We start from the raw sequence: 26069 nt of genomic DNA, 5'->3' as shown, positions 1-26069 counted from the left end.
CAGAAAAGAAAAGAACGATTTCATAGCATGGAGAATTTAAGGTTCTCCGGTAGATACTTTCGATCCATATTATCGAAACTATATGAAATCTTTCTAGTTTTCTATCAGCGCGTTTTATTTAAAACTTGCAGCTTTAAAGAAGTAACCGAAAAGCCGTTTACGGGTGCCATGTCCTGCGAACACGTGGAACAGGCGATCACCACATCCTCCAGCGCCTTTAAACGAACGAAATCCCCCGGCTTCGACAGCGGCTCTGCGATCACATAGTCGCCTTCTTCATCAAGCACATTGTTCATAAACCAGTTGATTGGATCCGGGACAGGCAGATGACCTAAAGAATAGGTTTCTAATGATCTATTAAGATTATCATGGCAGTTCGGATGATCTTCAAGATGGAAATCTACTTTATATCGGTAATAATCGCATGCCGGAAAAAAGAAATCGTGCTTTCCTACCGTGTCCTGCAAAAGCTGCATGAGCGGCCGGCGCCGGTTGCTGTAAAGAAAATCTCCTTCTTTCAGGCGGATGCTGCTTAAGCTTGCCCTCATGTGGACGGGTGAGACATGTTCGTTATGATCCTTGAGAGAAAAACAGACAAAGTCACCGACCTGTTTTCCTTCCATGTCAATAATCACGAGTTCTTCCCCTGCTTTTACAAGCATGCTTCTTGCTTCATACGGCGGAATAATAATTTCTTCTTTAATACGGTATTTGTGATCGATCGGCATACTTCTCCCCCTTATTCAATTAATACTGCAACCGCTCGAACTGGGGATCCCGTCCCTTTTCGTATTCTCAACGGCAGTCCGAAATACAGAAAACGCATACCGGCAACCTGATCAAGATTGCATAGATTTTCCGTATTGGTTATGCCAAATTCCTTGCAGATCAGATGGCCGGAGTAATCCGGATCAAGCGGGTTATCGATAGCCGGGGAATCGATCCCGATATTGACTACTCCTTTTTCAGCAAGCCACCGTGCTCCACTGTAATCTAAACCGGAATAGCGTGTCAGCCATTCCTCCGTCCCATAAGCTCTGTTGTAGTGGCCAGTATATAACAGGCAGATGTCTCCTTTTTGCAAAATCTGGCCGGAAGCGTCCAGCGCGTTTTCCAGCTCCTGCGGAGTAATATACTCTTCTGGATGAACATGAGACAAGTCCAGACATACGGCGGGCCCGTAAAAGAATTCCAGCGGCATCTCATCGATGAATTTTCCATTGGGGTCATACTCATACGTGGCATCGCTGTGGGTAGGGCCGTGTTCATTGATCAAAAGATTGTTGGTCGCGAACGGAAATCCGATCTTCTTCATGCTTTCTTCATGAGATATGTTTGGAAAGATCATTGTCTTTTGATGCAGCGGAAAAACAGGCATACCCTGATAGATTTCCTGTGACAAGTCTACAAGTTTCACACCCATAAACACCCTCCTTACAATACTGTTGGAATAACTTGGAAGCGGTCGACATCAATAAGGCCCATGTCGGTAATCTTCCACTCAGGGCTTGTAACGAGTGAGAGAAAAGATAAATGCATAAAGGGCACGTGGATCCCGCATCCCAATTCTTCTTGGGCGAGCCTGTGAAGTTCTGTAATCCTTTCACTGACCTCCACGCCTGTCATCTCATCGGTCATCAGCCCGCCTATATTGAGTGCCATATCCCCAACTACTTTTCCGTCAAGGATTAGCGCCAGGCCGCCATTCATAGCAATAACCCGGTTGACTGCTGTAACCATGTCTTCATAGTTAGTACCGGTCACGATGATGTTATGTGTGTCATGGGCGACGCTTTCTGCTATCGCGCCTCTTTTCAGCTTAAATCCATGAAGAAATGTTTTCCCGATTCTTCCGATTCTTCCGCTTCTGCCGTGCCGTTCGATCACCAGGAGCGGAAGAACATCCTGCTGAAGGCAAGGCTGAATGATGCCGTCTTTTATTTTCAATTCAAATTCACGGGCACCTGTAAGATTTTGATCGGGTATCACTTCGATCGCTCTTACCTTTGCGCTAGAGGCTTGGGACGCTAGCACTAGATCTTGTGCTTTTACCGGTTTCCTTTTCACAGAACACTTCACACTTTCAGGATACGTATAGGAGGGAATATCTGTCGTCAGTTTATTCTGTTGTGCCGCCTTTTTGCCGCTAAGATACACTTGGTCAACCGTCATGTTAATAAGATCGCTGATTACAGCGATGTCTGCGCGCTTACCTGGTGTCAGTACCCCGATATCCCTGAAGCCGAAGTGAGTCGCCGGATTGATCGTCACCATCTGAATCGCTTCAACCGGATCAATCCCCTGGGCAATCGTCCTTCTGACGATATCATCCATATGACCGGAATTCATTAAGTCTTCCGGCACCATATCATCCGAAACAAGGATGGCCCGCCTCGAATCCATGCCTTCTTCCGTGATCGCCCGAATGCACTCGGCCATATTCCGCTGAGATGAACCCTCCCGCATAAACACACTTACTCCGTAGCGAAGTTTCTCCACCATTTCTTCTTTCGTTGTTGTCTCATGGCAGGATACATGGGTACCTCCGCTGATAATATGAGCGGCGAGCTCTTCTCCAAACAAGGCCGGGGCATTTCCCTCGATCGTTTTGCCGATGCTTTTGGCATAAGAGACCGAAGCAATCAAATCGTCTATCAATTCAGGGGCGTTCTCAAACACTGGCCTGACATTGCTGAACCCCTGTATTTCACCAATTCCCTGGACATGAGGATCGTTTAACAGTTCCTTCATATCCGCTGATGTGATATCCTGGCCGGCCGTCTCCAATCCCGGTGCATCTGGAGTCAGGCATGGCACTGTAAAATATACGTTGTTAGGAAGCGTCTTTGCCTCCCTGACCATCTCCTGCATGCCATGGACACCGAGGACATTACCAATCTCATGGGGATCCGCAACAAGTGTTGTCGTTCCTGTAGGAATGGACAGCTTGGAAAATTCAGTAACCGTAAGCATTGCGCTTTCAAAATGCATATGCGAATCAATAAAACCAGGACAAATATAGCGGCCGGCGACATTTTCAACCTTTGTGGAAGGACCAATCAGTCTTTCGCAGTCCCCTGCCATCAGGATATATTCCCCTTTTATAGCCACATCGGCCTGATAGATCTCACGGGTTATGACATTGATAAATTGTCCGCCTTTTAATACGGTATCTGCAAATTGATTGGCATCAAGCAGCACATCAATGAGTTTCCGCCACTGGATGGCTTCTTTAATACCTTTTGTATCCATGAATTCAACCTCCTGACCTTTCCCAATCCAGGCTATCAATAATTCCTACGATTGCTGCATCTATTGGGGCATCTTTGTCAGCTGCTGCCCGTGAAGCCATACTGCCTGTGACATATAAAACTTTTTCTCCTACTCCCGCCCCCACCGTATCAACAGCGATGATCGGCATTTGCTGAGGAGATTCACTGATACCGATCGGCTGGGTGATCAGCAGTTTCGTACCTATCAGCTTTTCATCTTTTCTGGTTGCTGTTACCCGTCCAATAACTAAACCCATTTGCATGTCGTCCGCTCCTTACTGCCTGCTGATTTTTATACCATATTGTTTTGCTGCATCCCGCGCCAGCGGTGTGATAATGGCATGTTCTTCCGCAATCAGCAACTTCTTCTGTGCTTTTGCTGCAGACAGGATATCTGCCTCTGAGATGACAGACTGCTTTTGGCTGCTATCGTTCAGCCAGGGGGCAAGGCCTTCCCCATCTCTCAGCAATGTAACACCAAGCTTCTTCAACTGAAACAGTGTTTTGTGCAGCTCTGTTTTCAAGTATTCTGATCCTCGATCCAGTTCCTTACTGCGAAATACCTCATGAAAAGGATCGTTGCCATAAGGCAGGGCAGCAACTTTTTTACCGCTTAATAATGCTTGCAGGATGATACGGACAAAATCCCGCTGGTCGTTAAATCGCAAAAGATCGCCTGCAAGAGAAAAAGAGAGTACAGGAATAAGGATACAATCGGCCATTCGCAGCTTATCCTCAGTCAGACTTGAACTGAGATACCAGGCATCATGATTGCTTTCCCCAGCAAGATGTTCTTTCGTGAAATGGCGGAACAGGATTTTTTCTGTGAACACTTCCAGCCTGATCTTGCTTTTTCCTGCTTCACGGAGAAGGGCGAGCCCTTCTTCCATCCCTGTAAAATGATAGGTTAGCAGAGAGAGCACATAGGGAACTTTTTCTCCTGGCGGACAAAGCATGTGCAGCAATGTATTCCTGACCAGAGCGCTCTGCCTGGCGTCATGCACGATTACTCTCCTTTAGAAAGCATTGCTCTTTCGATTTCACTATGAGGCCGCGGGATCACATGAACGGATACGAGTTCCCCCACTCGGCTTGCCGCACTGGCGCCTGCATCTGTTGCAGCCTTCACTGCTCCAACATCTCCTCTGACCATAACTGTAACAAGTCCGAAGCCTACTTTTTCATAGCCGCAGATCTCGACGTTTGCAGCTTTTACCATTGCATCTGCTGCCTCAATTGCCCCGACAAGGCCCTTTGTTTCGATCAAGCCTAGAGCTTCTCCCATTTTTTCATTCCTCCTGGTCTCTTTGGTTTGCTGAGATTCTATGTTTCTGCTTGTTCTATTCCTTCGCCGCATCGCCTGAATTCAAGGCAAACTTTGACAGAAGCTTTTCCGCCACATTCGTATGGGTTCTTGGAATGACGTGTGCTGAAATGACAGTACCCACCCTCTCTGCCTCTTTTTTTCCTGCTTCTACTGCAGAAGCAACAGCAGCGACATCTCCGCTCAAATGCAAGGTAACACCAAGAGCGCCGTGAACCCCGATCACCTTCTCGATGGCGGCTATCTTTACGTCAGCCGCTTTAACAGCCGCGTCTGCTGCTGAAACAGCGGCACAATATCCTACCGTCTCAATCATGCCTAATGCATACAATGCTTCCACCATCCTTATCTATCAATTTTAATTGCCATCCAGCATCTTATAGACGCTCGGCAAGCAGCTGGAAAGATGCTGATGGGGTCCGTACAGTAAAAAGTAGCCTTCTTCAATTTTAAAGCGTATATTGCATTTTGATAGATTTGCAGAAACCGGAAGAAGTAGAGCGATCGTCTCGTAGCGCGACATTCCTTCTATGATCGCGAGTGATTCCCTTGTGCATGAGACCTCAAGCTGCTTAAGGAGCCAAGCCCCCGGCTGTTCGATATAAAAGCGTTTGATCTTTTTTTCCGATTGGTGGTTCAGCGTCTGAAACAGAGTTCGTATGGCTGCTTCCAACTCGCTGCTATCATTGTGATAGAGTTCTAGAAGAAAAGGCTTCTGGCCGTTTTTATCCCATTGGATGAAATATTTAATATCTCCGTTCTGTGCCAGCCACTCTTGAACGATCACCAGATGGCCTGGAGATGAAACCTGAGAAGAAAAAACAGCGACCGCTTTTGCGGGGATCGGCCGATGAAACCATTCCATCGTTTCAGGCTGAAGATTTGAGTATAGCCATACAGAAAATCCGCTTTTTGTTTTGCCAAATGACTTTACGGAGGGTTCATCGTCGTTATTCCTCTCTGGCCTATGGTTTGTTTCTGTATGTTGGCGGGATGGAATGCCTTGAGAAAGAGAAAGAACTTGAAGTTTGGATACGAGCTCACTCCCCGGATCCTTGCTGAACGATGAGTGTTTTTCTTTTTTTTCGGCCTTTACAGGTGGAGAACCAGCAGCACTTCCAAGACGCTTCTCCTTATTCAGCTTCTGGTAGTTCGGCCGGTATAGCTCTTGCGCTGTCTTTGTTTGAGGTGTTTCTCCCCTCTTCTCTGACAGTTCCTGTTTCGCTCTTGCGGGGTGATCATTGCTTTTTAACACTTCCTGTACGATGGCTCGCATGAATTCCGACACATGGACTCACCTCCTTTTATAGAATTTTGGACAATTCGGGGTGAGGCCGGGGAATGACATTAGAAGAAATCATTTCTCCTCCTGTCTGGGTGTGCGCCTGCCTGCCTACTTCGATGGCAGACGACACAGCGGCTACATCGCCTTCAATAATGACGGTTACAAGGCCTGAGCCGACTTTTTTAAATCCTGTCATCTTTATATTTGCAGCTTTGGCCATGGCGTCCAGTGCCTCGATCGCTGCTGTCAGGCCTCTCGTTTCAATCATGCCAATTGCATTCAATCAATGTCCCCCCTTGCTTTACAAATAATCTTCCAGATCAATGGGTCCGAACGGAATGGACGTACGTTTGAACGATTCCTTATGAGCCAGCGGTACGGTAGCGTCAATCCCCATTTTCGCTGTGACCCCCCTGACATTATGAGACGCCTCCAGCGGAGAGCCTTTTGCACCGGGTACGATAAAAATATCCTGATCGGCTTGTACTCTTACAGCCATCGCCCATTCCACATCCTCCGGGTCAAAGATATCCACATCTTCATCTACCACAATGACGTGCTTTAAGTCCTTATCACTCGCAAAGGCAGCAATCGCCGCTTGCTTCCCGTCACCTTCCGATCTCTTTTCAATCTGAATGACCGCATGAAATCTTGCCACTCCGCCCATTGTAATATGGACTTGTTTCACGTTGGGCACCGTCTGTCTGACCGTACTCAGAAGTGTGGCTTCCCGGACAAGCGCCATCGGAAGCCTCTCCTCATAGCTCGAAGGAAAGATCGTCTGGCAGATGGCATTGTTTCTGTAGGTTACCGCTGAAAATTCAATAACTGGCTGAGGAGCTCTCGTACCATAAAAACCAGCGAGTTCCCCGAACGGGCCTTCCATCTCACGTTCATACGGGATCATTTTGCCTTCCAGAACGATTTCCGCTTCTGCCAAAACTTCCAGATCCACGGTTTTGCACTGCACCACATCAAGCGGTTTGCCGATCAAAGCACCCGCAACATCGAGTTTATCTGCATGATACAAATGTGTGCTGATCTGGGAACTGAGCACCACAGCAGGCACTACTCCAAACATCACAGCGACTTCCATCGGTTCACCGCGCTCTTCATACTCATGAAATTGCTGGAGAAGTTCAGGAGAGGTAATCAGCACGTTCGTCTTGTTTTCACCTAAGAATTGCATCCTTCTGATTGATGTATATCTCTTTTTTCCGCTTATATCTTTTACGACAAGAATTCCTGAAACATAATAAGCGCCGGAATCATCTCCATGATAGGTTGGAATAGGAAAGAGCGCATCCAGATCAAACGGCCCTAGAACCACGTTGTCATGAACCGGTCCTGTTCCGATCAATCGTGTTGGGATCGGGGAAACAATAGAATCGATAATTTTTGAAACAAACTGATCCGGTGCAATGCCGATGCTGTCCGCCAGGAGGGCACGATCCCCTCCTAAGCCGCCGACCATGGGTGAAGAGTAGCCTTTCACTTTTTCAAAGTAGAACGGCTGCCTTCCCTGCCTGGCATTGAGAACGGCTCCGAGCTCATACAGAGGGTTTACTTCTCTTTTTACCCTGAGAAGTTTATTATCCGCTTCCCAGTGGTCAAGCAGGGCACGCATTGAAGAAGGGTTCATGCTTTCTCCCCCCATCGTTGTAGAAGCTCATGATCAATGCCCAACATGTCCAGAATCCGACCGGACATAAAATTAATCAGTTCCCATATCTCTTTCGGCTTATGGTAAAACCCGGGCGAGGCCGGCATGATGCAGGCACCCGCTTCAGCAAGCCTCGTCATGTTCTGAAGATGGATCAGGTGAAACGGTGCTTCCCTTGGAACGACGATCAGCTGCCTTTTCTCTTTCAGCATGACACTGGCCGACCGGCTCAATAAGGTATCTCCTACACCATTGGCCATCGCGCCTAACGTGTTCATGGAACATGGCACAACAACCATCCCGTCTGTTAAAAAGGAGCCGCTCGCCACAGAGGCAAACAGGTTCTTGTTGCTGTGCACCTCTGCATATTGTTTCAACGTCTCCATTCCGACACCGCACTCAAACTGCAAGACTTTCTCTCCCATTTCCGTCACGATCAAATGGGTCTCTACCCCGAGCTGGTGCAGGGCCCGGACGAGCGAGTAGCCATATAATGATCCGCTCGCTCCGGTAATTCCTACAACGATTCGTTTGTTTCGGGCCATGGCAGGTTAAACAACCTGGCTATTTTTTGAAAACTTTTTCCTGGCCGCTTCCATATATTCCTTTGTTGACATGATGTCGCCAAAAAGATCGATGTCCCGAAGCCCGGATTCGTGCATGGAATCATCCTTAGAGGCCGTGGAGTCAGACAGGCAGATCACATTGTAGCCATGATACAGCGCATCAGAACCAGTGCTTCTTACACATACATTTGTCCAAACACCCGTCAGGACGACCGTATCGATCTCTTCTTCCCGGCAGAACAGATCAAAATCGGTATAGCTGAATGCACTGTGCCGCCTTTTTTGGACGATATAATCTCCTTTGCTCTCATCCGGCTGCAGTTCTGGAATAAACTGAGAACCCCATGTCCCTTTGATGGCATGGACCGGACGGACCCGGAAGTCCCGGTCGTTTTTCCGGTGTGCTTCCTGTACAAAAACGACCTGAATACTTTCCTCATGGCAAAAATCAACGAGCTCTTTGATGGCCGGAACGATCTTTTCGCCGTTTTCGCAGCGGAGCGCCGCTTTTTCTCCGATAAAGTCATTCAGCATATCAATCACAACGACTACGTGCTTCTTTCCTCTCAGTTCCATGTACGGTCTCCTCTCTTATTTGCTTTTTTCAAGCTGCTGACGGCCGGATTTAGGTGCTGCTGTTTTAATCGCTCCTTCATAGTTTTCATACTTCAAAGTCCGGTCAAGGCGCTGTATGCTTTGCCGTTTGACGTACTCACCATATCCGGCTTCACCTACAATCCCGCCGGCTTCATAGTTATAGACCATATTACCTCTGACAATCGTCTGCACCGGCCGGCCTTTAAGCTTGATGCCATGCAGCGGGTTATATTTTGCCATAGATTCTGTCTGCTTCTCATCGATCTCCCACTCGCAATCAAGGTCAATAACCGTAAAATCCGCATCACTGCCGATTTCCATTGCACCTTTTTTCGGATAGATGCCATAATGGATTGCTGCATTCTTACTCGTTACTTCCACAAAGCGGGACAATGATAAGCGTCCTTTGTTCAAACCTTCACTGACGAGAATAGGCACCATCGTTTCCACTCCCGGAATGCCAGGGAAACTGTTCCAGATCGTTGAGTCTGCGGCTGCTTTTTCCGTCGCAATCTCATATGGCGCGTGATCGGTCCCTACAAAATCAATCGTTCCATCTGCAAGTGCCTGCCAGTGTGCCTGGTTGTCTTCTTTGCCTCGAAGCGGCGGAGCGATCTTAGCGAATGCCCCTCTCTCACTCATGGAATCCTGGGCGTTAAGCATCAAGTAATGCGGACACGTTTCAGCGGTTACTTTAACTCCCCGTTTTTTGGCTTCCCGGACAAGCTTTACCCCTTCTTTCGTACTCATATGAACGACGTGCACCCGTGCATCTGTTGCTTCTGCATAGCTGATGATCAGCTCGATCGCCACTTTTTCAGCGAGCGCCATCCGTGCCTCAGCCCAAGCCGGACCATCTTCCCGTCCCTCCTTCTTCAACTTCTCGGTATAAAACGTGCAAATATCATAGTTTTCAGCATGAACACCAATCGGCATGCCGGTTTTTGCGACCTTTTGGAAGATCTCCAGCATCTCGCCATCCGATACTTTCGGGAACGTTGGTACTGATGGCGTCATGTAAACCTTGAAAGCCACCACCCCTTCGTCCATCTGCGGATAAATATTATCAATCCATCCGTTCCTTGCGTCTTCTCCGGTCATGCCGCCCCAGAAGCAATAATCGATATAAGCCTGTCCCCGTATCGGGGCAATTTTCTTTTGAAAACTTTCACCATCCCGGACAGAAGGCTTGGAACAGCAAGGCATGTCAATGATCGTTGTCAGCCCGCCTGCTGCTGCCGATCTTGATCCAGTAGCGAATGTTTCGCGGTGTGTAAAGCCTGGATCCATAAAATGTGTATGCGGATCAATACACCCCGGGACGACAAGCTTTCCTTCCATGTCGATCACCTTGTCGGCTTTTAAAAAATGAATATCGCTGCAAAAGCCTGTTATCTTTCCTTCATGCACGAGGATGTTGGTGATGACTGTACGGTCTCCTTGTGGAATCATTGCATTTTTTAAAATCAAGTCCATTTCCGTCTCTCCCTTTTTATGTTTTCAGAACAGAAACAGTGAAAAAGGGGCATTTTTGACATGCCCCTGATCGTGAGCATACCGCTATAAAGCCTCTGCAGAGGCATCCGATTTCAGCTGCTCCATCCTTTCCTGCTCATTTATATTCATAGACTTAAAATTAAATACTAGATTGAGCAAAATTGCTGTCAAACTTCCGATTACGATTCCGTTTTCAACGAGCAGCCTGACACTGTCCGGCAGCTGGCTGAACACCATTGGAACGACCGCTGTACCAAGCCCGATCCCAACGGAACAGGCGACGATCAGCAAATTTTCATTGTTTGAAAAATCAGCCTGAGAGAGCATCTTTACGCCAGATGCAATGACCATCCCAAACATCGGGACCATCGCACCTCCCAGAACAGCCGTTGGAATGATTGTCGTCAGCGCCGCTATCTTTGGAAGAAGACCGAGAATGAGCAGCAACCCTCCTGCAGCCATGACCACATTTCTCGTTTTTACTTTGGTTAAAGCCACGAGACCTACATTTTGAGAGAAGGACGTATACGGAAAGGAATTAAAAACGCCTCCGATCATAACCGCAAGTCCTTCAGCACGAAGGCCTTTTTTAATATCTTCCGGCTTAAGGTCTCTATCGCAAATGTCACTCAAAGCAAGGAAGACACCAGTAGACTCAATCATGCTTACAATCGCAACGATGCTCATCGTGAGGATGGCAGAAAAATGAAATTCCGGAACGCCAAAATAAAACGGCTGTACAAGATGGAACCAAGAAGCGTCCTTAACAGGTGTAACATCTACGAGCCCCATAAAAGAAGCAAGTACCGTTCCGGCGATCAGCGATAAAAGAACAGAAATTGCCCGTACATATCCTTTGGAGAACCGGTTGATCAGAATGATGAGCACAAACGTAAAACTGGCGAGCGATAAATTTTCAAGGCTGCCGAATCCTTTCGAACCGAGCCCGCCGGCTGCATTATTCATCGCCACCGGTATGAGCGATACCCCGATGATCAGTACGACCGAGCCGGTAACGATCGGCGGAAAAAATTTCAGGATCTTTCCCACAAACTGAGAGAGCACCATGACGACAAGCCCCGAAGCGATAATTGCACCGTAAATGGCGGTGATTCCCTCCAGCTTTCCAATCGCGATCATTGGGGCTACCGCCGTGAACGTACAGCCGAGAATGACCGGAAGCTTGATGCCGAAGTGCTTTCCTCCAATGACCTGCAGAAGAGTAGCAATTCCGCAAGTAAACAGATCAATGGAAATGAGATATGCCAGCTGCTGGGCGTTCATACCGATCGCCGGCCCTACAATCAGCGGTACGATAACCGCTCCTGCGTACATGGCCAGAACATGCTGTAACCCGAGTACTCCAACCTTCCAATTTTTGAGTGCTGCCATTTTGCTTGCCTCCTTGATGTTTTTTGTGCAGCTTGCGTGGTTGCTTTCATCACCTCCTTTAAGAGCAGGAATATATTTGAAGCGGCATGTAAATCTCTCGAAGTGGACAGTAAATTCCTTGAAGTGGATCGTAAATCTCAAAAAAAAGTGGACAGTAAATCCCTCGAAGCGGATCGTAAACCTGAAAATGTGGACAGTAAACTCATCAAAGCGCCATGCATCTGCAGCCTGCAAACTCCCATAATCATCCGCAGCTATGAAAATAGGAATGTTTTTTTGAAACTCTACTATATTTGTACAAACTGACTCTTTAAGACATACAACCGCTAGATTTATACAAGCCAATTTGTCCATAAATTATATGGGGAGGATGGACTTTGAAGACCATTGATTTTTGCGTAAATGGAAAGGACGTTTCGGTAACATGCAGTCCGACAAAGATTTTGCTCGATGTGCTGCGCGAAGATGCGGGGTTAACAGGCAGCAAAGAATGCTGTGGAAAAGGAGAATGCGGTTCCTGTACGGTTCTGCTGAATGATGTACCCGTCTGTTCATGTTTAGTGCTTGCAGGGCAAGTTCAAGGAGAACGGGTGGTCACGGTAGAAGGGATCGGAACGAAAGAAAACATGGATTTCGTTCAGCAAGCGTTTGTTGATGAAGGGGCGACCCAGTGCGGGTATTGTACACCGGGACTGATTGTGGCTTCACGAGCTTATTTAACTTCTATCGGCCATGTTCCTGGGCTCGATGAAATTAAACGGGCACTTGGCGGTAACCTTTGCAGGTGTACAGGCTATACAAAAATACTTAAAGCAGTCCAGACAGCGGCCTCCCGGCAGTTTTCAGCACGTGAACTCTAGGATGCCTTCCGTCTCGGCCATCCTGCTCGCCGCCGGCCGCTCATCCAGAATGGGTACATTAAAAGCTCTGCTTCCATGGAGAGAGACCTCACTCGTTCGCTACCAAACCGAAACATTGTTAAACGCCGGAATAGATGACATTTCAGTCATACTGGGGTATAAGGCTTCAGAGCTGTCAAAGGAACTCAGCTCTTACAACGTAAAAAAAGTCATAAACAAAGCCTACGAATCTGGGAAATGCTCGTCCATCAAAGCAGGAATGGCAGCTATAAGCCCCTCTTCTACAGGCGTAGTCATTTCCGCGGTGGATCAGCCGCTCTTGCTGAACGTCATCAGGCAGCTGTACAAGTTTCACGGTGAGCAGCCTGCCGCAATCATTATCCCTGCCTTTAAAGGAAAACGCGGGCATCCCCTGCTTATACCAGAGCAATTTTATCCAGAGCTTTGCTGCATCAGCGAACAAACACAGGGACTCCGCCATTTCCTCAGAAACCGTCAGAACGAAATTGCCACGGTGGAAATCAATGAACCAAGTATTCTTTTAAACTTAAATGAGCAAGCCGACTACCAAGCAGCCTGTTGGGAGGATTCGTAATGTTTGTTTCAGAGATTAATATGCTGTCACCACGCTCTTTAAAGGAATGTCTTTATATCCTGGAGAACGAAAAAGCAAACCTTCGCCTTTTAGCCGGGGGAACAGACGCTGTCGTCCGCATGAAGGAAGGAAAGTGGCGTCCGGATTGCTGGGTAAGCCTTAAACATGTTGAAGAACTCCGTTTTATTACGATACAGAAGGATGAGATTCAGATTGGACCTCTGACGACTCATTCTGAAATCATCGCTTCCCCTCTCCTGCAGGCACATGCCGATGTTCTTGTACAGGCATGTCAGGAAATCGGGGCAGCACAGATGCAGAACATGGGGACCATCGGGGGAAATATTGCGACAGCCTCTCCTGCGGGTGATACGATTCCTGCTTTATATGCACTTGGAGCGGTTATTGAGCTTACTTCATTATCCGGAAAACGAGAGATGGATGTGGAGGACTTCTTTATCGGTCCAGGAAAAACCGCAGCTAATCCTAATGAAATCATCACTAAAATTGCGTTCAATGTCCGAGATAAAAATGACATCGGTATCTTTCAAAAGCTCGGTCCGCGGAAAGCTCAATCGATCTCGATTGTCAATGTTGCGGTTACGCTTTCCATGAAGGAAGGAACAAACCAGTGTACTGGCGGCCGTATAGCTTTCGGTTCAGTTGGCCCAACAGCCATACGGGCGAGAAAGTGCGAGGCGATGCTGACACTCGGTGCACTGACGAATGAAATGATCGCCAACATTGGCAAAGTGGCTTGGAAGGAAGTCATGCCGATCTCTGACATCCGCGCCTCCGCTTCTTATCGCAGAGATATGGCTAGCGCACTTCTCGAACGCGGACTATATCGTTTAATGAAAAGGTGGGCAGAAGATGGAAAACAGTCATTATAAGTACGTGGGAAAGCGGATTCCCAGGATAGACGGCCCTGAAAAGGTGACAGGCGAACTGAAGTATATGACGGATTATCATTTTGAGAATATGGTCTGGGGAAAAGTACTCCGCTCATCTTTTCCTTACGCACGCATCAAACAGATCGATATTTCAAAAGCCAAAGAATTGCCAGGCGTTATTGCGGTCTTAACGCATAAAGATATTCCCGGATTTAACGGTTTTGGCATCGTCGTTCCTGACCAGCCCGTCCTCGCAAGCAACGTGGTCCGGTGTACAGGGGATGCCATCGCGCTCGTCGCGGCGGAAACTCTGGAGATTGCTGAACACGCCGTTTCGCGGATCCATGTTGATTACGAACCCCTCTCCCCTGTTACCGATGCTGAGTTTGCGATGACAGACAGCGCGCCCTTGCTCCACGAAAGCGGGAATATCCATAGCCACGTAACGATAAAAAACGGAGACACAGAAAAGGCCTTTGCAGAAGCAGATATTATTCTTGAAAACACCTTCTATTCCCCGCGCCAGATGCATGCCTTTATTGAAACAGAAGGCGGCTGGGGTGTGGTGGAGCCGGACGGGATGCTCACGATCCGCTGTCCGGGGCAATACGCCTATAGGGATCGTCTTCAGATTGCCCGCGCACTGGCACTGAACCCGGCAAGAATTCGTGTGGTCTCTAATCCGATCGGCGGCGCGTTTGGAGGAAAAGACGAGATTACGGTTCAGATCTATTTGGCCCTCCTTGCGCTTCATACGGGAGGACGCCCGGTAAAAATACATTTAAACCGGGAAGAATCCGTCATTGCAGGCATTAAACGCCATCCCTTTAAAGTTCAGATGAAGACCGCCGCCAAAAGTGACGGGACGGTTATTGCCAACCAGGTTCGTGCGGTAGCCGACACGGGGGCATATGCTTCATTGGGCGGTGCGGTCATCGCGCTGGCCATTGAACATTGCTGCGGCCCTTATAAGGTTCCCAATGTTGATCTCGAAGGATTTTGTGTTTATACCAATAATGGCATTTCAGGGGCGTTCAGAGGCTTTGGGGTCAATCAAGTATGTGCAGCCATCGAAACACACATGGACATGCTTGCTGAGAAGCTCGATATTGATCCCATTGAACTTCGTAAAAAGAACGTCTATCAAAAAGGCGATACATCGAGTATGGGGCATGTACTGAAAACAAGCGTCGGTACACTCCAAACACTGGAGACTGCGGAAAATTGCGAGCTCTGGAAGAATCGTAATGTCCATAAACAGAACATCACCGAACCTTGGAAAAACCGCGGAATCGGAATAGCCACCTCCTTTCATGCAGTCGGCATGGGAATCGGCCTCCCAGATTATGGAGCGGCTACCATCGAGCTAATGCCTGATGGAACCTTTAAAGTCGGGGTCGGATGCGAGGATATTGGAGGAGGAAACAGCACCGTCTATGCCCAGGTTGCAGCAGAGCTTTTAACTTGTGACATTAAAAACATCTCAATCGTCCAGGGAGACACCGCAGAAACCATCGACAGCGGAACGGTGACCGCATCCCGTTCTACCTACACTGGCGGTAAAGCGATTGCCGCAGCCGTTCCCAATATGATCCGTCTTTTAACAGAAGCTGCAGCAGAGCTTAAAAATGTCTTGCCTGAAAATGTGCTGATCGGCGAAAACGAAATGTATGTTTTGGAAAAGGACAATGAGCACATTGTTTCCTACGGGGACATATACCATTATCTCTATGAAAAACACCGGTCTGTAAAAGTGGAAGGTCATTATATGCTTCCAAAAGAAAAGGAAGAGATCAAAGGCTCGGGCGGAGCACCTCACCATCTGTATGGCTATTTAACGCACGTCGTTCTTGTGGAAGTGGATACCTTGACGGGGGAAACAGACGTGCTCCGGGTTGTTTCTATTCCCGATGCCGGCAAAGTTCTGAATCCTCAGGGGCTTGAGGGACAGGCAGAAGGCGGAGCCGTTATGGGAATCGGCTATACCTTGTATGAAGACGTTCTCATGGAAGCGGGGTATCACAAGACCACGAATTTCACGAATTACATCCTTCCTACGATCCGGGAAACACCGTTCATTGAAACAATTCCAGTCGAAAGTGCAGAAGAAACCGGACCTTTTGGAGCGAAAGGAATCGGTGAAGTGGTGATGATTCCGATTATTGCGGCCATTACAAACGCAATCCATGATGCTGCCGGAATCCGGATTCAGCATCTCCCCGCTACTCCCGAACGAATTTTTACAGCACTTAAAGAGAAACAAACCACAACTCCGCGGGAAATAAGAAATGAATAAATTGGAACTGTACGAGAAACTCTCAACAGCCATCACACAGAAAAGACGTGTCTCTCTTCTAACAATTACTGCCGCTGGCCGAGCCGAAATGATCGGTAAGCGCATGCTTTTCTTTTCACAGGATGAAATCTATCCTGAAGCAGGTCTTGACATGAAACTCGCCTTTCAGCTCGCTGAGATCTGCTTCCCCTTTTTCCTCAAACAACGTACGCGATCCGTAACATTTGAGAGTAATGATGAAACCGTCAAGGTGTTTCATGAAGCATTTGCCCCGCCACCGCATTTAATCATAGGCGGTGCTGGACATGTCGCAGAGCCCGTTGCAAAAATGGGCAAGATGCTAGGTTTCTATACGTCAGTCATTGATGATCGGCAAGAATTTGCCCGTAAAGAACGTTTTCCATTTTCTGATAACGTTTGCTGCCAATCCTTTCATTCGTATTTCAAGTCTGTTCCTCTCAATAACTCCACCTATATTCTCCTGCTGACGAGAGGGCATCAATTCGACGTACTCAGTCTGCAGCAGCTGCTAGCCAGAAACGAAAAACCAGCTTATATTGGCATGATTGGAAGCAGACGGAGAATCGCAGGAGTCTTTGAACAGCTTCGTGCTGATTTTCCAAATGAAACCTTTGCCAATCTATATACACCTGTCGGGCTGGATATTGGAGCGGAGACACCGGAAGAGATCGCCGTCAGTATTTTTGCAGAGATCCTTGCAGTAAAAAAAGGCAAAACCGGTGCTCCACTCAGCTCTACAATCCGTGAACTGGCGAAAATAGGTTTTAGAAAGGGCAAAAAAGATGAAAGAAAATGAATTTATTCAAACCATACAAAACATCTTTAACACCGGCAATACTGCGGCATTAGCAACCATCGTCCGTACAAGAGGCTCGACCCCCAGAAAGGCTGGATCCAAAATGATTGTCTATCAAACAGGTGCCATTTTGGGTACAGTCGGCGGAGGCTGCGGAGAAGGCGAAGTGATCGAAAAAGCACTGGAAGTGATCAACACAGGCCTTCCTGTCATCCATAAGGTAGATTTAACAAGCGGACTTCTTTTCGAGGATGGAGGCATCTGCGGAGGAATCATGGATGTATTCATTGAACCGCTGCTTTAAAAGAACAGGAGAATATTCCTGTTTTTTTGTTCATAGGATGTACAAATTAACCTGTCTCACCCCATGTGCAGCGTTTCTACTTTCATCTTAGAAATGAACGTTCCCTTTTTTCCGGTTAATTGATTGGTCTATGGATCCTTAAATGAAGAAAAGGGGTGTTTTCCATGTCAGCGGCAGGAAAAAGCGCATCAGGCAAAAGCTCTTCTCTGGACAGATTTTTTAAGTTAACTGAAAGAAAAACGAACACAAAGACTGAAATCCTCGCAGGAATTACGACCTTCCTTACCATGAGCTACATTATTTTTGTCAATCCCTCCATTTTGGCCGACGCCGGAATTCCGAAAGAAGCGGCTCTCGCAGCCACCATTTACGGCAGTGTTTTCTGTACGCTGTTAATGGCTCTTTGGGCAAACTTTCCGGTAGCTGTAGCACCAGGCATGGGATTGAATGCATTTTTCACGTATACGGTCGTGCTCGGTGCCGGTTTAACCTGGCAGACAGCCCTTGGTGCCGTGTTCATTTCCGGAATGGTGTTTTTCCTGTTAACGATCACCGGTGTCCGGCAGAAAATTGTTGACGGAGTTCCTGCACTATTAAAATCATCGATAAGTGTCGGAATCGGATTGTTCATTGCCTTTATCGGACTGAAAAACTCTGGTATCGTAGTTTCCAATAAAGACACCTTTGTGAGCTTAGGCAAGATTACTGAAACAGGCCCGCTGCTCGCACTGTTCGGACTTCTTGCGGCATCTTTTTTAATGGCGAAGAAAAAGAAGGGTGCTTTGCTGATCAGTATTTTGCTTACGACCGTTGTCGCCATGATTACAGGCTTTATTGACTATCCGCATGCCGCAAAAGATGTAGCCTCCTTTTCCCTTCCGAGCCTTTCTGATACCTTCCTGGCGATGGATCTGAAAGGTGCATTCGCTTATGGCATCCTATCGATTTTATTTTCTTTTACCATTGTTGAACTGTTCGATAACCTCGCAACATTAATCGGCCTTTCCAGCAAAGCCGGTCTGGCAGATGAAAACGGAAAAATAGAAAACCTGGACCGTGCCCTTCAGGCAGATGCCATTGGTACGATGGCCAGTGCAGCCATGGGCGGTACAGTCATGAATGCCTATGTTGAAAACGCCACGGGTATTTCAGAAGGCGGGCGTACCGGGCTAACAGCTTTAACTGCCGGAATTCTGTTCTTTTTGACGCTCCTTTTTGCCCCTTTGATTGCTTTTGTCCCATCAGTAGCCACAGCACCCATCTTAATTCTGGTCGGTGCCCTGATGCTCAGTGAAATTAAAGCAATCAGCTTTAATGATTATACCGATGTAATACCTGCATTTCTTACCATAATTCTCATGCCTTTAACCTTCAGTATCGCCCAGGGGCTGGCTTTCGGCTTCATCTCATACACCATCTTAAAACTAACGACCGGCAAGCATAAGGAATTGCATTGGATGATGTACTTGATCAGTATTGCGTTTATTATCAACTTTATTTGGGGAAGCCATTAAAGAAGAATGCTTAGAAACGGGCCGGGATTAAACAGATTTCCCGGCCTATTCTCAAAAACAAGCAGATCGAAAGGGGCTCAAATAATGGATTTGAATCAAAAATCGCTTTCTGCACGACTGGCCGCCTCTTCTAAACGAGTCCCTGCCGACCTGGTCATCAAAAACGGCAAAATTATTGATGTGTTCAGCCTTACCTTGATTGAAGCAGATGTCGCAATATCTGATGGAGTGATTGTTGGGATTGGGAAATATCAGGGAAAAAATGAAATGGATGCAAGTGGTGCATACATATGCCCTGGACTCATCGACGGCCATGTACATATTGAATCATCCATGGTTACTCCGCAGGAATTTGCCAGTGTCGTCGTTCCTCACGGCGTAACCACAGTCATTGCCGACCCTCATGAAATTGCCAATGTGAGCGGAAAAGAAGGCATCGACTATATGATGAATGCATCAGAGCATCTCCCCCTCGATGTATATATTGCACTTCCTTCCTGTGTGCCGGCTACACCATTTGAACATGCTGGAGCAGAACTGAACGCGTCCGATCTTGCACCCTTCTACGCTCATCCACGTGTGATCGGTTTAGGTGAGGTCATGAACTATCCTGCTGTTTTTCAAGGTGAAAATGACATGGTAAAAAAATTGTCAGATGCGTCGTTCCATCATAAGCACATTGACGGACATGCTTCCGGTGTCCCTGCAGATGGAATCAATGTATATATGGCAGCTGGAATTCGAACCGACCATGAATGTGTGACACCCCAGGAAGCAAAAGACAGGCTGATGAGAGGCATGTATGTCATGCTCAGGGAAGGCTCGGCTGCGAGGGATCTCACCGTTCTTCTTGACGCAGTGACTGAGCGGAACGCCCGCAGATGTTTGTTTGTAACGGATGACAAGCATCTGGATGATCTAATCGAAAACGGCAGCATTGACCATAATATCAGACTGACAATTGAAAAAGGATTTGACCCTTTACTTGCCATTCAGATGGCCAGTCTTAATGCAGCCGAATGCTTTGGCCTAAAACAAAAAGGGGCCGTCGCTCCCGGATATGATGCGGACCTTATCCTTTTATCTGATCTTACAAGCTTTAAAATTCAAGAGGTTTATAAAAGCGGAAAGAAAGTGGCTGCAGAGGGCAGAATGCTTCCCTATAAAAAAATGGCCGCAGCCGCCTCACCTGCCATTACTAACAGCGTTCAACTTCACCCGGTCTCCAGCAACTCACTGGCCATTCCTATGAAAAACAATGGGACTGCAAACATCATTAAAATTATTCCAAACAGTATTGTAACGAAACATCTGAAAGAAAAAGTCAGTACTTTTGACGGCAGCTTCGTAATTGATGTGAACAGAGACCAGCTAAAACTGGTTGTTGTTGAACGCCACCACTTGACTGGAAACATTGGATGCGGAATTCTTAAAGGCCTTGGAATAACATCAGGAGCCATCGTATCCACTGTTGCCCATGATTCTCACAACATTGTTGCTGCTGGGACAAATGACAGCGACCTATTAAAAGCAATTGAGATTATGGTTGAAATGAAGGGCGGCCTGGCTGTCATCGAGAATGGTGAAGTACTTGCTTCCCTCCCGCTTCCGATCGCCGGCCTCATGTCAGACAAGAGCCATATGGATGTCTATCATAAGATGTTCGAAATCAATACAGCATTAAAGCAGATTGGATTTGCACATGATTATAACCCTTTTTTGACGTTATCCTTTCTGGCTCTTCCCGTTATACCTGAACTAAAGCTTACTGATATGGGATTGTTCGATGTGATAACATTTCAGCACATTCCGATTGAACGAAAAGATTCACATTAGCACCTTCTTTTCACATTCTGTCTAAATTCCGATAAATAAAAAAGCTGGTTTTCAGGCCGAATTCTTACGCCTAAAAACCAGCTTTTAGCTTTTTCTAATATTCCATTTCATCCTCTTGCAGCGACGATTGCAAAGTATTCATTAAATCATAATAATCATCAGGCTTTTCAAATTGATCGGGCGCCCAGTTTTGTTGGATCCAGGAGGCCACTTCCGGTGCACTTTGAAAAACCTGTCCTGTTGTATCACTGTCTCGAACGGTATATATGTTGTTATCTACATCGATTGTTACATCACAAGGAAAGGCTCCATCTTTTTTGTACAAAGAGTACTCCATGGCAAATACCTCCTCCTTCAATAGGATAATTAAGTTATACCCTGTTTGTCTCACTTTTATGTTATTCCATTGAGTTGTTTCGAATAATGAATAATCTATCCGCGTACCCTATAAATGTCTTACTTTAAGGAGGCCTTATGAAAAAGAAACAGCAAAAAACAGATGAAGCAATAACCAATGCACCAGATGAAAAAGAGTTTAGCATCGCTACAGGATTGAATTCAAAACATCCACTGGGGTCTGACGCTTATGCTCCGGGAGATTCTGTGGACGAACATAAAAATTTAGAAAGCGCCAACCTTTATTTAGATGAAGGAGAAATTAGCCAACAGAACAATAATCTATAACAGTTTGATAATCTCCTTAGCAATATATAACGCAACTCCCCAAATTAAGATAGCGGACAAGCGGTTTATGAACAAAAGCCGCTTCCCGTTTCCATCCCGTTCTCCAATCCACTTTCCTGCAAAAGCCAAACCGATAAACCACAGCCAGGAAACGGATATACACGCCATTGTAAAACCCAATTTCTCTGCTCCGCTATACACGATTGAGCTTGTCCCGATTACGCCTGCTGTATCCAACAGAGCATGCGGATTTAAAAGAGATACAGACGCGGCAAAGGTCACTTGTTTCTTAATGGGCAGGGCCGCTGCTTCACTGCTTTTTGATGGCTTACTTCTCCAAACGGACCAGCCCATGAACAGCAAGAAAAAAAATCCTCCCACAAATAGAATCATTTTAAGCCAAGAAAAACTTAAGATCAGCAATGAAACACCAAAAACAGCCAGCAGGATGAGGACTGTATCACAGATAGAAGCCGTTATGATAACAGGCAAAGCTTTTTTAAACTGCTTTTGATTGGCACCTTGATTAAAAACAAACACATTTTGAACTCCTAAAGGAAGTATCAATCCTAACGCCAGCAGAAATCCATGTATGATTGGCTGCATCCTTTTCCCCCATTCCAACAATTTCTCTCTCTAAAATTATGGCATAATTTCTTACCTATCGCAGAAAATAATGGAATGAAAAGGAGGTTTCTTTATGCAAAGTTTATTGCTGAAGATCATCAGCATACCGCTGATTCTTCTTCTGTGCACGTTTTGGTTTGAGAGTGTTACCTTTAACAGACCGCTGCCCTTCTTCATCATTACAATCATCCTTGCGCCGATTGCTGTTTTAATGGAATATGTATTTCTGCCCCGCCTGTCCTTTTGGTCTGTTTTTGCAGCTGACTTCATCGTTTCTTACATTTTGGTTTACGCGATTAGTTCATTAATGTCCGGTGCTTATGTAACATTTTGGGGAACTTTTTTAATCGCCCTCACTTTTACATTGGTCGAACTGCTCATTCACAGACAAATCGTGGCTGATCATATGAGGCATTCTTATAATTGAGGCCTGACTAAAAAAACTGCCGTAATCGGCAGTTTTTTTTTATGCTGCAGAGACAAAAAACTCCCTTCTCCAGAAGGTTCATAAAAGTTGCAGTTTTTCCCCGGCTTGCCTACAATTACGGTGATTAGTTTATTATTCTAAAAAAGAAAGAGGTTATTCGATGCGTACGATGCCTTTAGCAAAACGAGAAATCACATCTAGCCGTCTAGCATTAGGGTGTATGGGCTTTGGCGGCAATTGGGACCGCAGCCCCATCTCCGAAGAAGAAATCTTAAAAACCGAAAAAGCAATTGATGCCGCACTTTCTTCGGGGATCACGATGTTTGATCATGCCAACATCTATACGATGGGTAAAGCTGAAAAAGCATTTGGGCATGTGTTAAAGGGAAATCCAGACTTACGCGACAAAATGATCATTCAAAGTAAATGCGGCATCCGCTTTGCTGATGATATCGGTCCTGGCCGTTATGATTTTTCTAAAGAACACATTTTGGGTTCAGTGGATGAAATTTTGCAAAGGCTTACGATTGACCATTTGGACATTCTCCTTCTTCACCGCCCTGATCCTCTCACGGAGCCTGAAGAGGTAGCAGAAGCCTTTCAGCAGTTAAAATCAGCCGGGAAAGTCCTCCATTTCGGTGTTTCCAATATGAACAAAGCGCAAATTCAGCTTCTTGAAGCCTATTCAGACGAGCGCTTGATCGTTAACCAATTGGAGATGAGTTTAAATAAGCTTGATTTTGTCGATCAAGGCGTACATGTTAACCAACAGGCTGGAACGTCTGTCCATTTTGCTGACGGTTTGATTGAACATTGCATGCGGGAAGATATTCAGATTCAAGCTTGGTCTCCTCTAGCTCAAGGAATTTTTTCAGGGAACAGCTCTTTGGAATTGTCTGAAGCAGAAGCGAAGACCAAAGAATTAGTAGCAAAAATGGCCGCTGAAAAAGGAACCACGCTTGAAGCAATTGTCCTTGGCTGGCTCATGAGGCACCCGGCGAAAATTCAGCCAGTTATTGGTACGACCAACGTTCAGCGCATTAAAGATGCTGTAGATGCTGTCCGACAGTCCGAAATGATGACACGCGAAGAATGGTATGAGCTTTATGTTTCTTCCAGAGGAAATAAACTTCCATAAAAAGAGAACGGCCAGACTCAGGATTAACCTGGAGTCTGGCTTCGTTCTTCTACGCCTCTCTCTTTATCCAAAACTACTTCTCTTTGCATGGTTTCATGCTTTTTCAGATCATGTTCAAGACGTCTCACCTTATTTCTCAACTGAACCACCTTTAAAATGCCAAAAAAGCCGACGGTCAATCCGCCAACGGCAGCCGATCCTAATATAATAAGGACAAGCGGCCATTTCACCGTTCCAAAAATATAATTAAATTCTACATCGTTGCCATTTACTACGGCAAAAACGGCGATCAACAGGGCAAAAAGTAAACCGAATATCAAATATCCTTGTGCCTTCATGATCTCAGCCTCCTTAGCACTCCTATTCCCCATTTCCTTATATTTTAAATTAAAAAGTGAATAAATCCTTAACTTGCTTGATAAAAAGTTTAAACCATGTTACAGTTATAACAGTTATTTTTGTTCGGTACATGACTTCTTCGCAGCGGTTTGCGTCTTGAATGATATTTGAGCAGGAATAGTAATAAATCGTGGGATTATCCACACAGGAGGAACATCATATGTTACAAGGTAAAGTTAAATGGTTTAACGCAGAAAAAGGTTTCGGCTTCATCGAAGTTGAAGGCCAAGACGATGTATTCGTACACTTCTCTGCTATTCAAGGCGACGGTTTCAAATCTCTTGAAGAAGGTCAAGATGTAACTTTTGAAATCACTGAAGGTGCTCGCGGACCTCAAGCTGCTAACGTTCAAAAGTAAGTGTGACTATAAAAGACTCCTGATTTCAGGAGTCTTTTTTTTATTTTACTTTTTTCATAAAAGATTTTATTTCTTTAATAAGCTCATGTGGAGATTCGTACATTCCCATATGGCCAGTTTCCTTTAAAAGGATCTGTGTAATCATCTCACCGGAAACTGAAAAGGTTTTTTCAGAAGGAATAACTTGATCACTGTCGCCTGCCACAAGGAGAACCGGCATTTTTGCTGATTGAATGACATCATTCCGGTTGGGCCGGTTCTTCATCGCAACCAGTGCACAAATGGCTCCTTCGGCGTGTGTATCATAGCCAATATCCTTCGCTTTGCTTATTCTGCTTTTCTGTTGAGTTCCAGCAGCGAAAAGTTTCGGAACGAGCTGATCGATGACCCCAACCATGCCATCTTCTTTAATCTGGGCAATCTTCTCGTCTCTCCCCTTCCTGCCTGCTTCATCATCAGGAAAAGCAGTTGAATGAATAAGTGAAAAACCGTTCAGCCTGTTACTTTGATGGTCTGCAAAAGCTAATGTGATATAACCTCCTAAAGAATGGCCAAACATCGTTACCTTTTCTAGTCCTAGATGCTGGAGTAAATCTTTAATATCTTCGGAAAGATCTTCTACTGCGCACGCTGATTCACTTATCGATGATTTCCCATGACCTCGCAAATCGGGAGCGATCACTCTATAATCCCTTGCCAGCTCAGGAATGACTTCCTCCCAATACTGATGGCTGCCGCAAAAACCATGAAGCAACACCATTGGATCTCCTTTACCTTCATCGATATAAGACATTTTTACAGATCTGAGGTTGGCTGTTTTTAATTTCAAGGCTACTCCACTCCTTCTGTATGTACTCTTATCTTTTACCTATTATTCAAGCTTTCAAACTAGAGGAACCATGATCTTGATCTTTTGCCTAATAAAAAAAGCGCGTGGTTTTTCACCATGCGTTAAATTTCATCAGGGTTTTTAAGCTTTTTGTTTACTGCCGCTTTCTTTTACCTGCTGTTTCAATACTTCCAATTCATCTAATAATTTTACCAGCATGTCATCGCTTCGCCTAAGCTCTTCGTTCAGCATCTTTATGGTTTCTTCTTCCCACAAAAAAAGATCCGCATTAACTGGAGTAACCGGCAAGTCTTCATAAACCAAGCCATCTTCCGTTTCATTAGGAGAAAAATAGATGGCTACTTCACAGTTGGATTCACCAAGAGCAATTCTTTTCCTGAGGCTTACTTTACCGTAACCGAATTTTCTGGCGGCAATTCCGCCAAATACACTCGATGTCATCATACAAAGATGAGGAGCATCACGAACTACGCTTCCAAATGGACATGAATTGGCTTTGACGACCACACAGTTTTTTTCTACCGTGACAATCTCAAAATGGCCGCCGATTCTGTTTTTTATATCAATAATGACATTTGCATACTGATCTATTGACCAAGGGGCGGAATTTTCATTATAAAAACCCTCGATCCATCCCCCCGAACGTATACCGATTTGCCGAATATACTCCTCGGCAGCAGGCCCTACCGTTTTACGATGGAGATAGGCATATTGTGTGATAAGCTTTGCCAAAAAAACATGACGATTTAAGCCTTGATCTTCCATAACATCAGCTCCCATGCTGGTTTTCGATCAAAAAGTATAGTGGGATATATCGGTATCCTGAAGATAGTAAGTTACTTTTTTGAAAGTATCGTTATTTTACTCCAAAAACA

The 26069-nt window shown here is 46.0% G+C and carries 31 protein-coding genes and 1 riboswitch; of the genes, 12 read left to right on the top strand and 19 right to left on the bottom strand.

What is annotated here, in order from left to right; all coding sequences use genetic code 11:
- Positions 1 to 3 precede the first annotated feature (3 nt).
- Positions 4 to 106: riboswitch (purine riboswitch) on the bottom strand.
- The 14 genes from AR335_RS00260 to AR335_RS00195 form a co-directional block, all read right to left on the bottom strand.
- Positions 105 to 728, bottom strand: coding sequence for a DUF1989 domain-containing protein (locus AR335_RS00260; RefSeq protein WP_062231099.1), 624 nt, complete (start codon positions 726 to 728; stop codon positions 105 to 107). (Overlaps the previous riboswitch by 2 nt.)
- Positions 729 to 739: 11 nt before the next feature.
- On the bottom strand, positions 740 to 1423 hold the full coding sequence (locus AR335_RS00255; protein ID WP_062231098.1) for a cyclase family protein: 684 nt from the start codon (positions 1421 to 1423) through the stop codon (positions 740 to 742).
- Positions 1424 to 1434: 11 nt separating this feature from the next.
- Positions 1435 to 3252, bottom strand: coding sequence for an adenine deaminase (locus AR335_RS00250; protein ID WP_062231095.1), 1818 nt, complete (start codon positions 3250 to 3252; stop codon positions 1435 to 1437).
- A 4-nt stretch (positions 3253 to 3256) separates the two neighbouring features.
- Positions 3257 to 3535 carry a EutN/CcmL family microcompartment protein gene (locus tag AR335_RS00245; protein WP_062231093.1) on the bottom strand — a complete coding sequence of 93 codons (279 nt, stop codon included), beginning with the start codon at positions 3533 to 3535 and terminating at the stop codon, positions 3257 to 3259.
- Positions 3536 to 3547: 12 nt separating this feature from the next.
- The gene (locus AR335_RS00240; protein WP_062231091.1) at positions 3548 to 4276 is read right to left on the bottom strand and encodes a hypothetical protein; all 729 of its coding nucleotides are present in this window, start codon (positions 4274 to 4276) and stop codon (positions 3548 to 3550) included.
- A gap of 2 nt (positions 4277 to 4278) precedes the next feature.
- Positions 4279 to 4557 carry a BMC domain-containing protein gene (locus AR335_RS00235; RefSeq protein ID WP_053354942.1) on the bottom strand — a complete coding sequence of 93 codons (279 nt, stop codon included), beginning with the start codon at positions 4555 to 4557 and terminating at the stop codon, positions 4279 to 4281.
- Between the two features lie 55 nt (positions 4558 to 4612).
- The gene (locus AR335_RS00230) at positions 4613 to 4912 is read right to left on the bottom strand and encodes a BMC domain-containing protein (protein ID WP_425589895.1); all 300 of its coding nucleotides are present in this window, start codon (positions 4910 to 4912) and stop codon (positions 4613 to 4615) included.
- Between the two features lie 42 nt (positions 4913 to 4954).
- Positions 4955 to 5884: a hypothetical protein gene (locus AR335_RS00225; protein WP_062231089.1), complete on the bottom strand. Its 930-nt coding sequence runs from the start codon at positions 5882 to 5884 to the stop codon at positions 4955 to 4957.
- 16 nt (positions 5885 to 5900) lie between these two features.
- Entirely contained in the window at positions 5901 to 6164 is a 264-nt protein-coding gene (locus AR335_RS00220; protein WP_304438373.1) for a BMC domain-containing protein, read from the bottom strand.
- Between the two features lie 18 nt (positions 6165 to 6182).
- Positions 6183 to 7523 (bottom strand): UbiD family decarboxylase, encoded by a 1341-nt coding sequence (locus tag AR335_RS00215; RefSeq protein ID WP_062231086.1) that lies wholly within the window; start codon positions 7521 to 7523, stop codon positions 6183 to 6185.
- The gene (locus AR335_RS00210) at positions 7520 to 8089 is read right to left on the bottom strand and encodes a UbiX family flavin prenyltransferase (RefSeq protein ID WP_062231085.1); all 570 of its coding nucleotides are present in this window, start codon (positions 8087 to 8089) and stop codon (positions 7520 to 7522) included. The genes AR335_RS00215 and AR335_RS00210 overlap by 4 nt, the downstream gene beginning before the upstream one ends.
- Positions 8090 to 8095: 6 nt before the next feature.
- Positions 8096 to 8686: a cysteine hydrolase family protein gene (locus AR335_RS00205; protein ID WP_053354947.1), complete on the bottom strand. Its 591-nt coding sequence runs from the start codon at positions 8684 to 8686 to the stop codon at positions 8096 to 8098.
- Positions 8687 to 8701: 15 nt separating this feature from the next.
- The gene (locus AR335_RS00200) at positions 8702 to 10183 is read right to left on the bottom strand and encodes a dihydroorotase (protein WP_062231082.1); all 1482 of its coding nucleotides are present in this window, start codon (positions 10181 to 10183) and stop codon (positions 8702 to 8704) included.
- Between the two features lie 84 nt (positions 10184 to 10267).
- Entirely contained in the window at positions 10268 to 11596 is a 1329-nt protein-coding gene (locus AR335_RS00195) for a nucleobase:cation symporter-2 family protein (protein ID WP_062232491.1), read from the bottom strand.
- 377 nt (positions 11597 to 11973) lie between these two features.
- On the opposite strand from AR335_RS00195, the gene AR335_RS00190 reads away from it, so the two are divergent.
- From AR335_RS00190 to ade, 8 genes are all read left to right on the top strand, one after another.
- The gene (locus tag AR335_RS00190; protein ID WP_053354949.1) at positions 11974 to 12456 is read left to right on the top strand and encodes a (2Fe-2S)-binding protein; all 483 of its coding nucleotides are present in this window, start codon (positions 11974 to 11976) and stop codon (positions 12454 to 12456) included.
- A gap of 1 nt (position 12457) precedes the next feature.
- A complete protein-coding gene (locus tag AR335_RS00185) occupies positions 12458 to 13051 on the top strand; it encodes a nucleotidyltransferase family protein (protein ID WP_062231079.1) in 594 nt (197 codons plus the stop codon).
- Positions 13051 to 13944: an FAD binding domain-containing protein gene (locus AR335_RS00180; protein WP_062231077.1), complete on the top strand. Its 894-nt coding sequence runs from the start codon at positions 13051 to 13053 to the stop codon at positions 13942 to 13944. Before AR335_RS00185 ends, AR335_RS00180 begins: the two co-directional genes overlap by 1 nt.
- Positions 13925 to 16240 carry a xanthine dehydrogenase family protein molybdopterin-binding subunit gene (locus AR335_RS00175; protein WP_062231076.1) on the top strand — a complete coding sequence of 772 codons (2316 nt, stop codon included), beginning with the start codon at positions 13925 to 13927 and terminating at the stop codon, positions 16238 to 16240. The genes AR335_RS00180 and AR335_RS00175 overlap by 20 nt, the downstream gene beginning before the upstream one ends.
- Positions 16233 to 17057 (top strand): XdhC family protein, encoded by an 825-nt coding sequence (locus AR335_RS00170; RefSeq protein ID WP_062231074.1) that lies wholly within the window; start codon positions 16233 to 16235, stop codon positions 17055 to 17057. Before AR335_RS00175 ends, AR335_RS00170 begins: the two co-directional genes overlap by 8 nt.
- On the top strand, positions 17044 to 17361 hold the full coding sequence (locus tag AR335_RS00165) for an XdhC family protein (protein WP_062231072.1): 318 nt from the start codon (positions 17044 to 17046) through the stop codon (positions 17359 to 17361). The genes AR335_RS00170 and AR335_RS00165 overlap by 14 nt, the downstream gene beginning before the upstream one ends.
- 164 nt (positions 17362 to 17525) lie before the next feature.
- Positions 17526 to 18875, top strand: a complete 1350-nt coding sequence (locus tag AR335_RS00160; protein WP_053354955.1) for an NCS2 family permease — start codon at positions 17526 to 17528, stop codon at positions 18873 to 18875.
- Positions 18876 to 18959: 84 nt separating this feature from the next.
- A complete protein-coding gene (gene ade, locus AR335_RS00155) occupies positions 18960 to 20711 on the top strand; it encodes an adenine deaminase (protein ID WP_062231070.1) in 1752 nt (583 codons plus the stop codon).
- A 94-nt stretch (positions 20712 to 20805) separates the two neighbouring features.
- Here ade and AR335_RS00150 read toward each other — a convergent pair whose 3' ends face one another.
- Positions 20806 to 21048, bottom strand: coding sequence for a hypothetical protein (locus AR335_RS00150; protein ID WP_053354957.1), 243 nt, complete (start codon positions 21046 to 21048; stop codon positions 20806 to 20808).
- A gap of 137 nt (positions 21049 to 21185) precedes the next feature.
- Between AR335_RS00150 and AR335_RS00145 the strand changes: the two genes are divergently transcribed.
- Positions 21186 to 21395 (top strand): hypothetical protein, encoded by a 210-nt coding sequence (locus tag AR335_RS00145; RefSeq protein ID WP_053354958.1) that lies wholly within the window; start codon positions 21186 to 21188, stop codon positions 21393 to 21395.
- Here AR335_RS00145 and AR335_RS00140 read toward each other — a convergent pair.
- Positions 21390 to 22001, bottom strand: coding sequence for a LysE/ArgO family amino acid transporter (locus AR335_RS00140; protein ID WP_062231068.1), 612 nt, complete (start codon positions 21999 to 22001; stop codon positions 21390 to 21392). The two genes, AR335_RS00145 and AR335_RS00140, sit on opposite strands and share 6 nt — an antisense overlap.
- Before the next feature lie 94 nt (positions 22002 to 22095).
- Here AR335_RS00140 and AR335_RS00135 point away from each other — a divergent pair, with 94 nt between their 5' ends.
- Complete coding sequence (locus AR335_RS00135; protein ID WP_053354960.1) at positions 22096 to 22449, top strand: DUF2512 family protein; 354 nt, start codon at positions 22096 to 22098, stop codon at positions 22447 to 22449.
- A 160-nt stretch (positions 22450 to 22609) separates the two neighbouring features.
- Entirely contained in the window at positions 22610 to 23587 is a 978-nt protein-coding gene (locus AR335_RS00130) for an aldo/keto reductase (RefSeq protein ID WP_062231066.1), read from the top strand.
- Between the two features lie 23 nt (positions 23588 to 23610).
- On the opposite strand, the gene AR335_RS00125 is transcribed toward AR335_RS00130, so the two are convergent.
- Positions 23611 to 23925 (bottom strand): LapA family protein, encoded by a 315-nt coding sequence (locus AR335_RS00125; protein WP_062231064.1) that lies wholly within the window; start codon positions 23923 to 23925, stop codon positions 23611 to 23613.
- A gap of 221 nt (positions 23926 to 24146) precedes the next feature.
- Here AR335_RS00125 and cspD point away from each other — a divergent pair, with 221 nt between their 5' ends.
- Positions 24147 to 24344, top strand: coding sequence for a cold-shock protein CspD (cspD, locus tag AR335_RS00120; RefSeq protein WP_053354963.1), 198 nt, complete (start codon positions 24147 to 24149; stop codon positions 24342 to 24344).
- 40 nt (positions 24345 to 24384) lie between these two features.
- Here cspD and AR335_RS00115 read toward each other — a convergent pair whose 3' ends face one another.
- Positions 24385 to 25173, bottom strand: a complete 789-nt coding sequence (locus AR335_RS00115) for an alpha/beta fold hydrolase (protein ID WP_234293137.1) — start codon at positions 25171 to 25173, stop codon at positions 24385 to 24387.
- A gap of 141 nt (positions 25174 to 25314) precedes the next feature.
- Positions 25315 to 25959 (bottom strand): methanogen output domain 1-containing protein, encoded by a 645-nt coding sequence (locus AR335_RS00110; RefSeq protein WP_062231061.1) that lies wholly within the window; start codon positions 25957 to 25959, stop codon positions 25315 to 25317.
- Between the last annotated feature and the right edge of the window lie 110 nt (positions 25960 to 26069).

Source organism: Fictibacillus sp. FJAT-27399 (genome assembly GCF_001510655.1).
Classification (GTDB): domain Bacteria; phylum Bacillota; class Bacilli; order Bacillales; family Fictibacillaceae; genus Fictibacillus_C; species Fictibacillus_C marinisediminis.
This window is presented reverse-complemented; position numbering and strand designations above follow the sequence as displayed.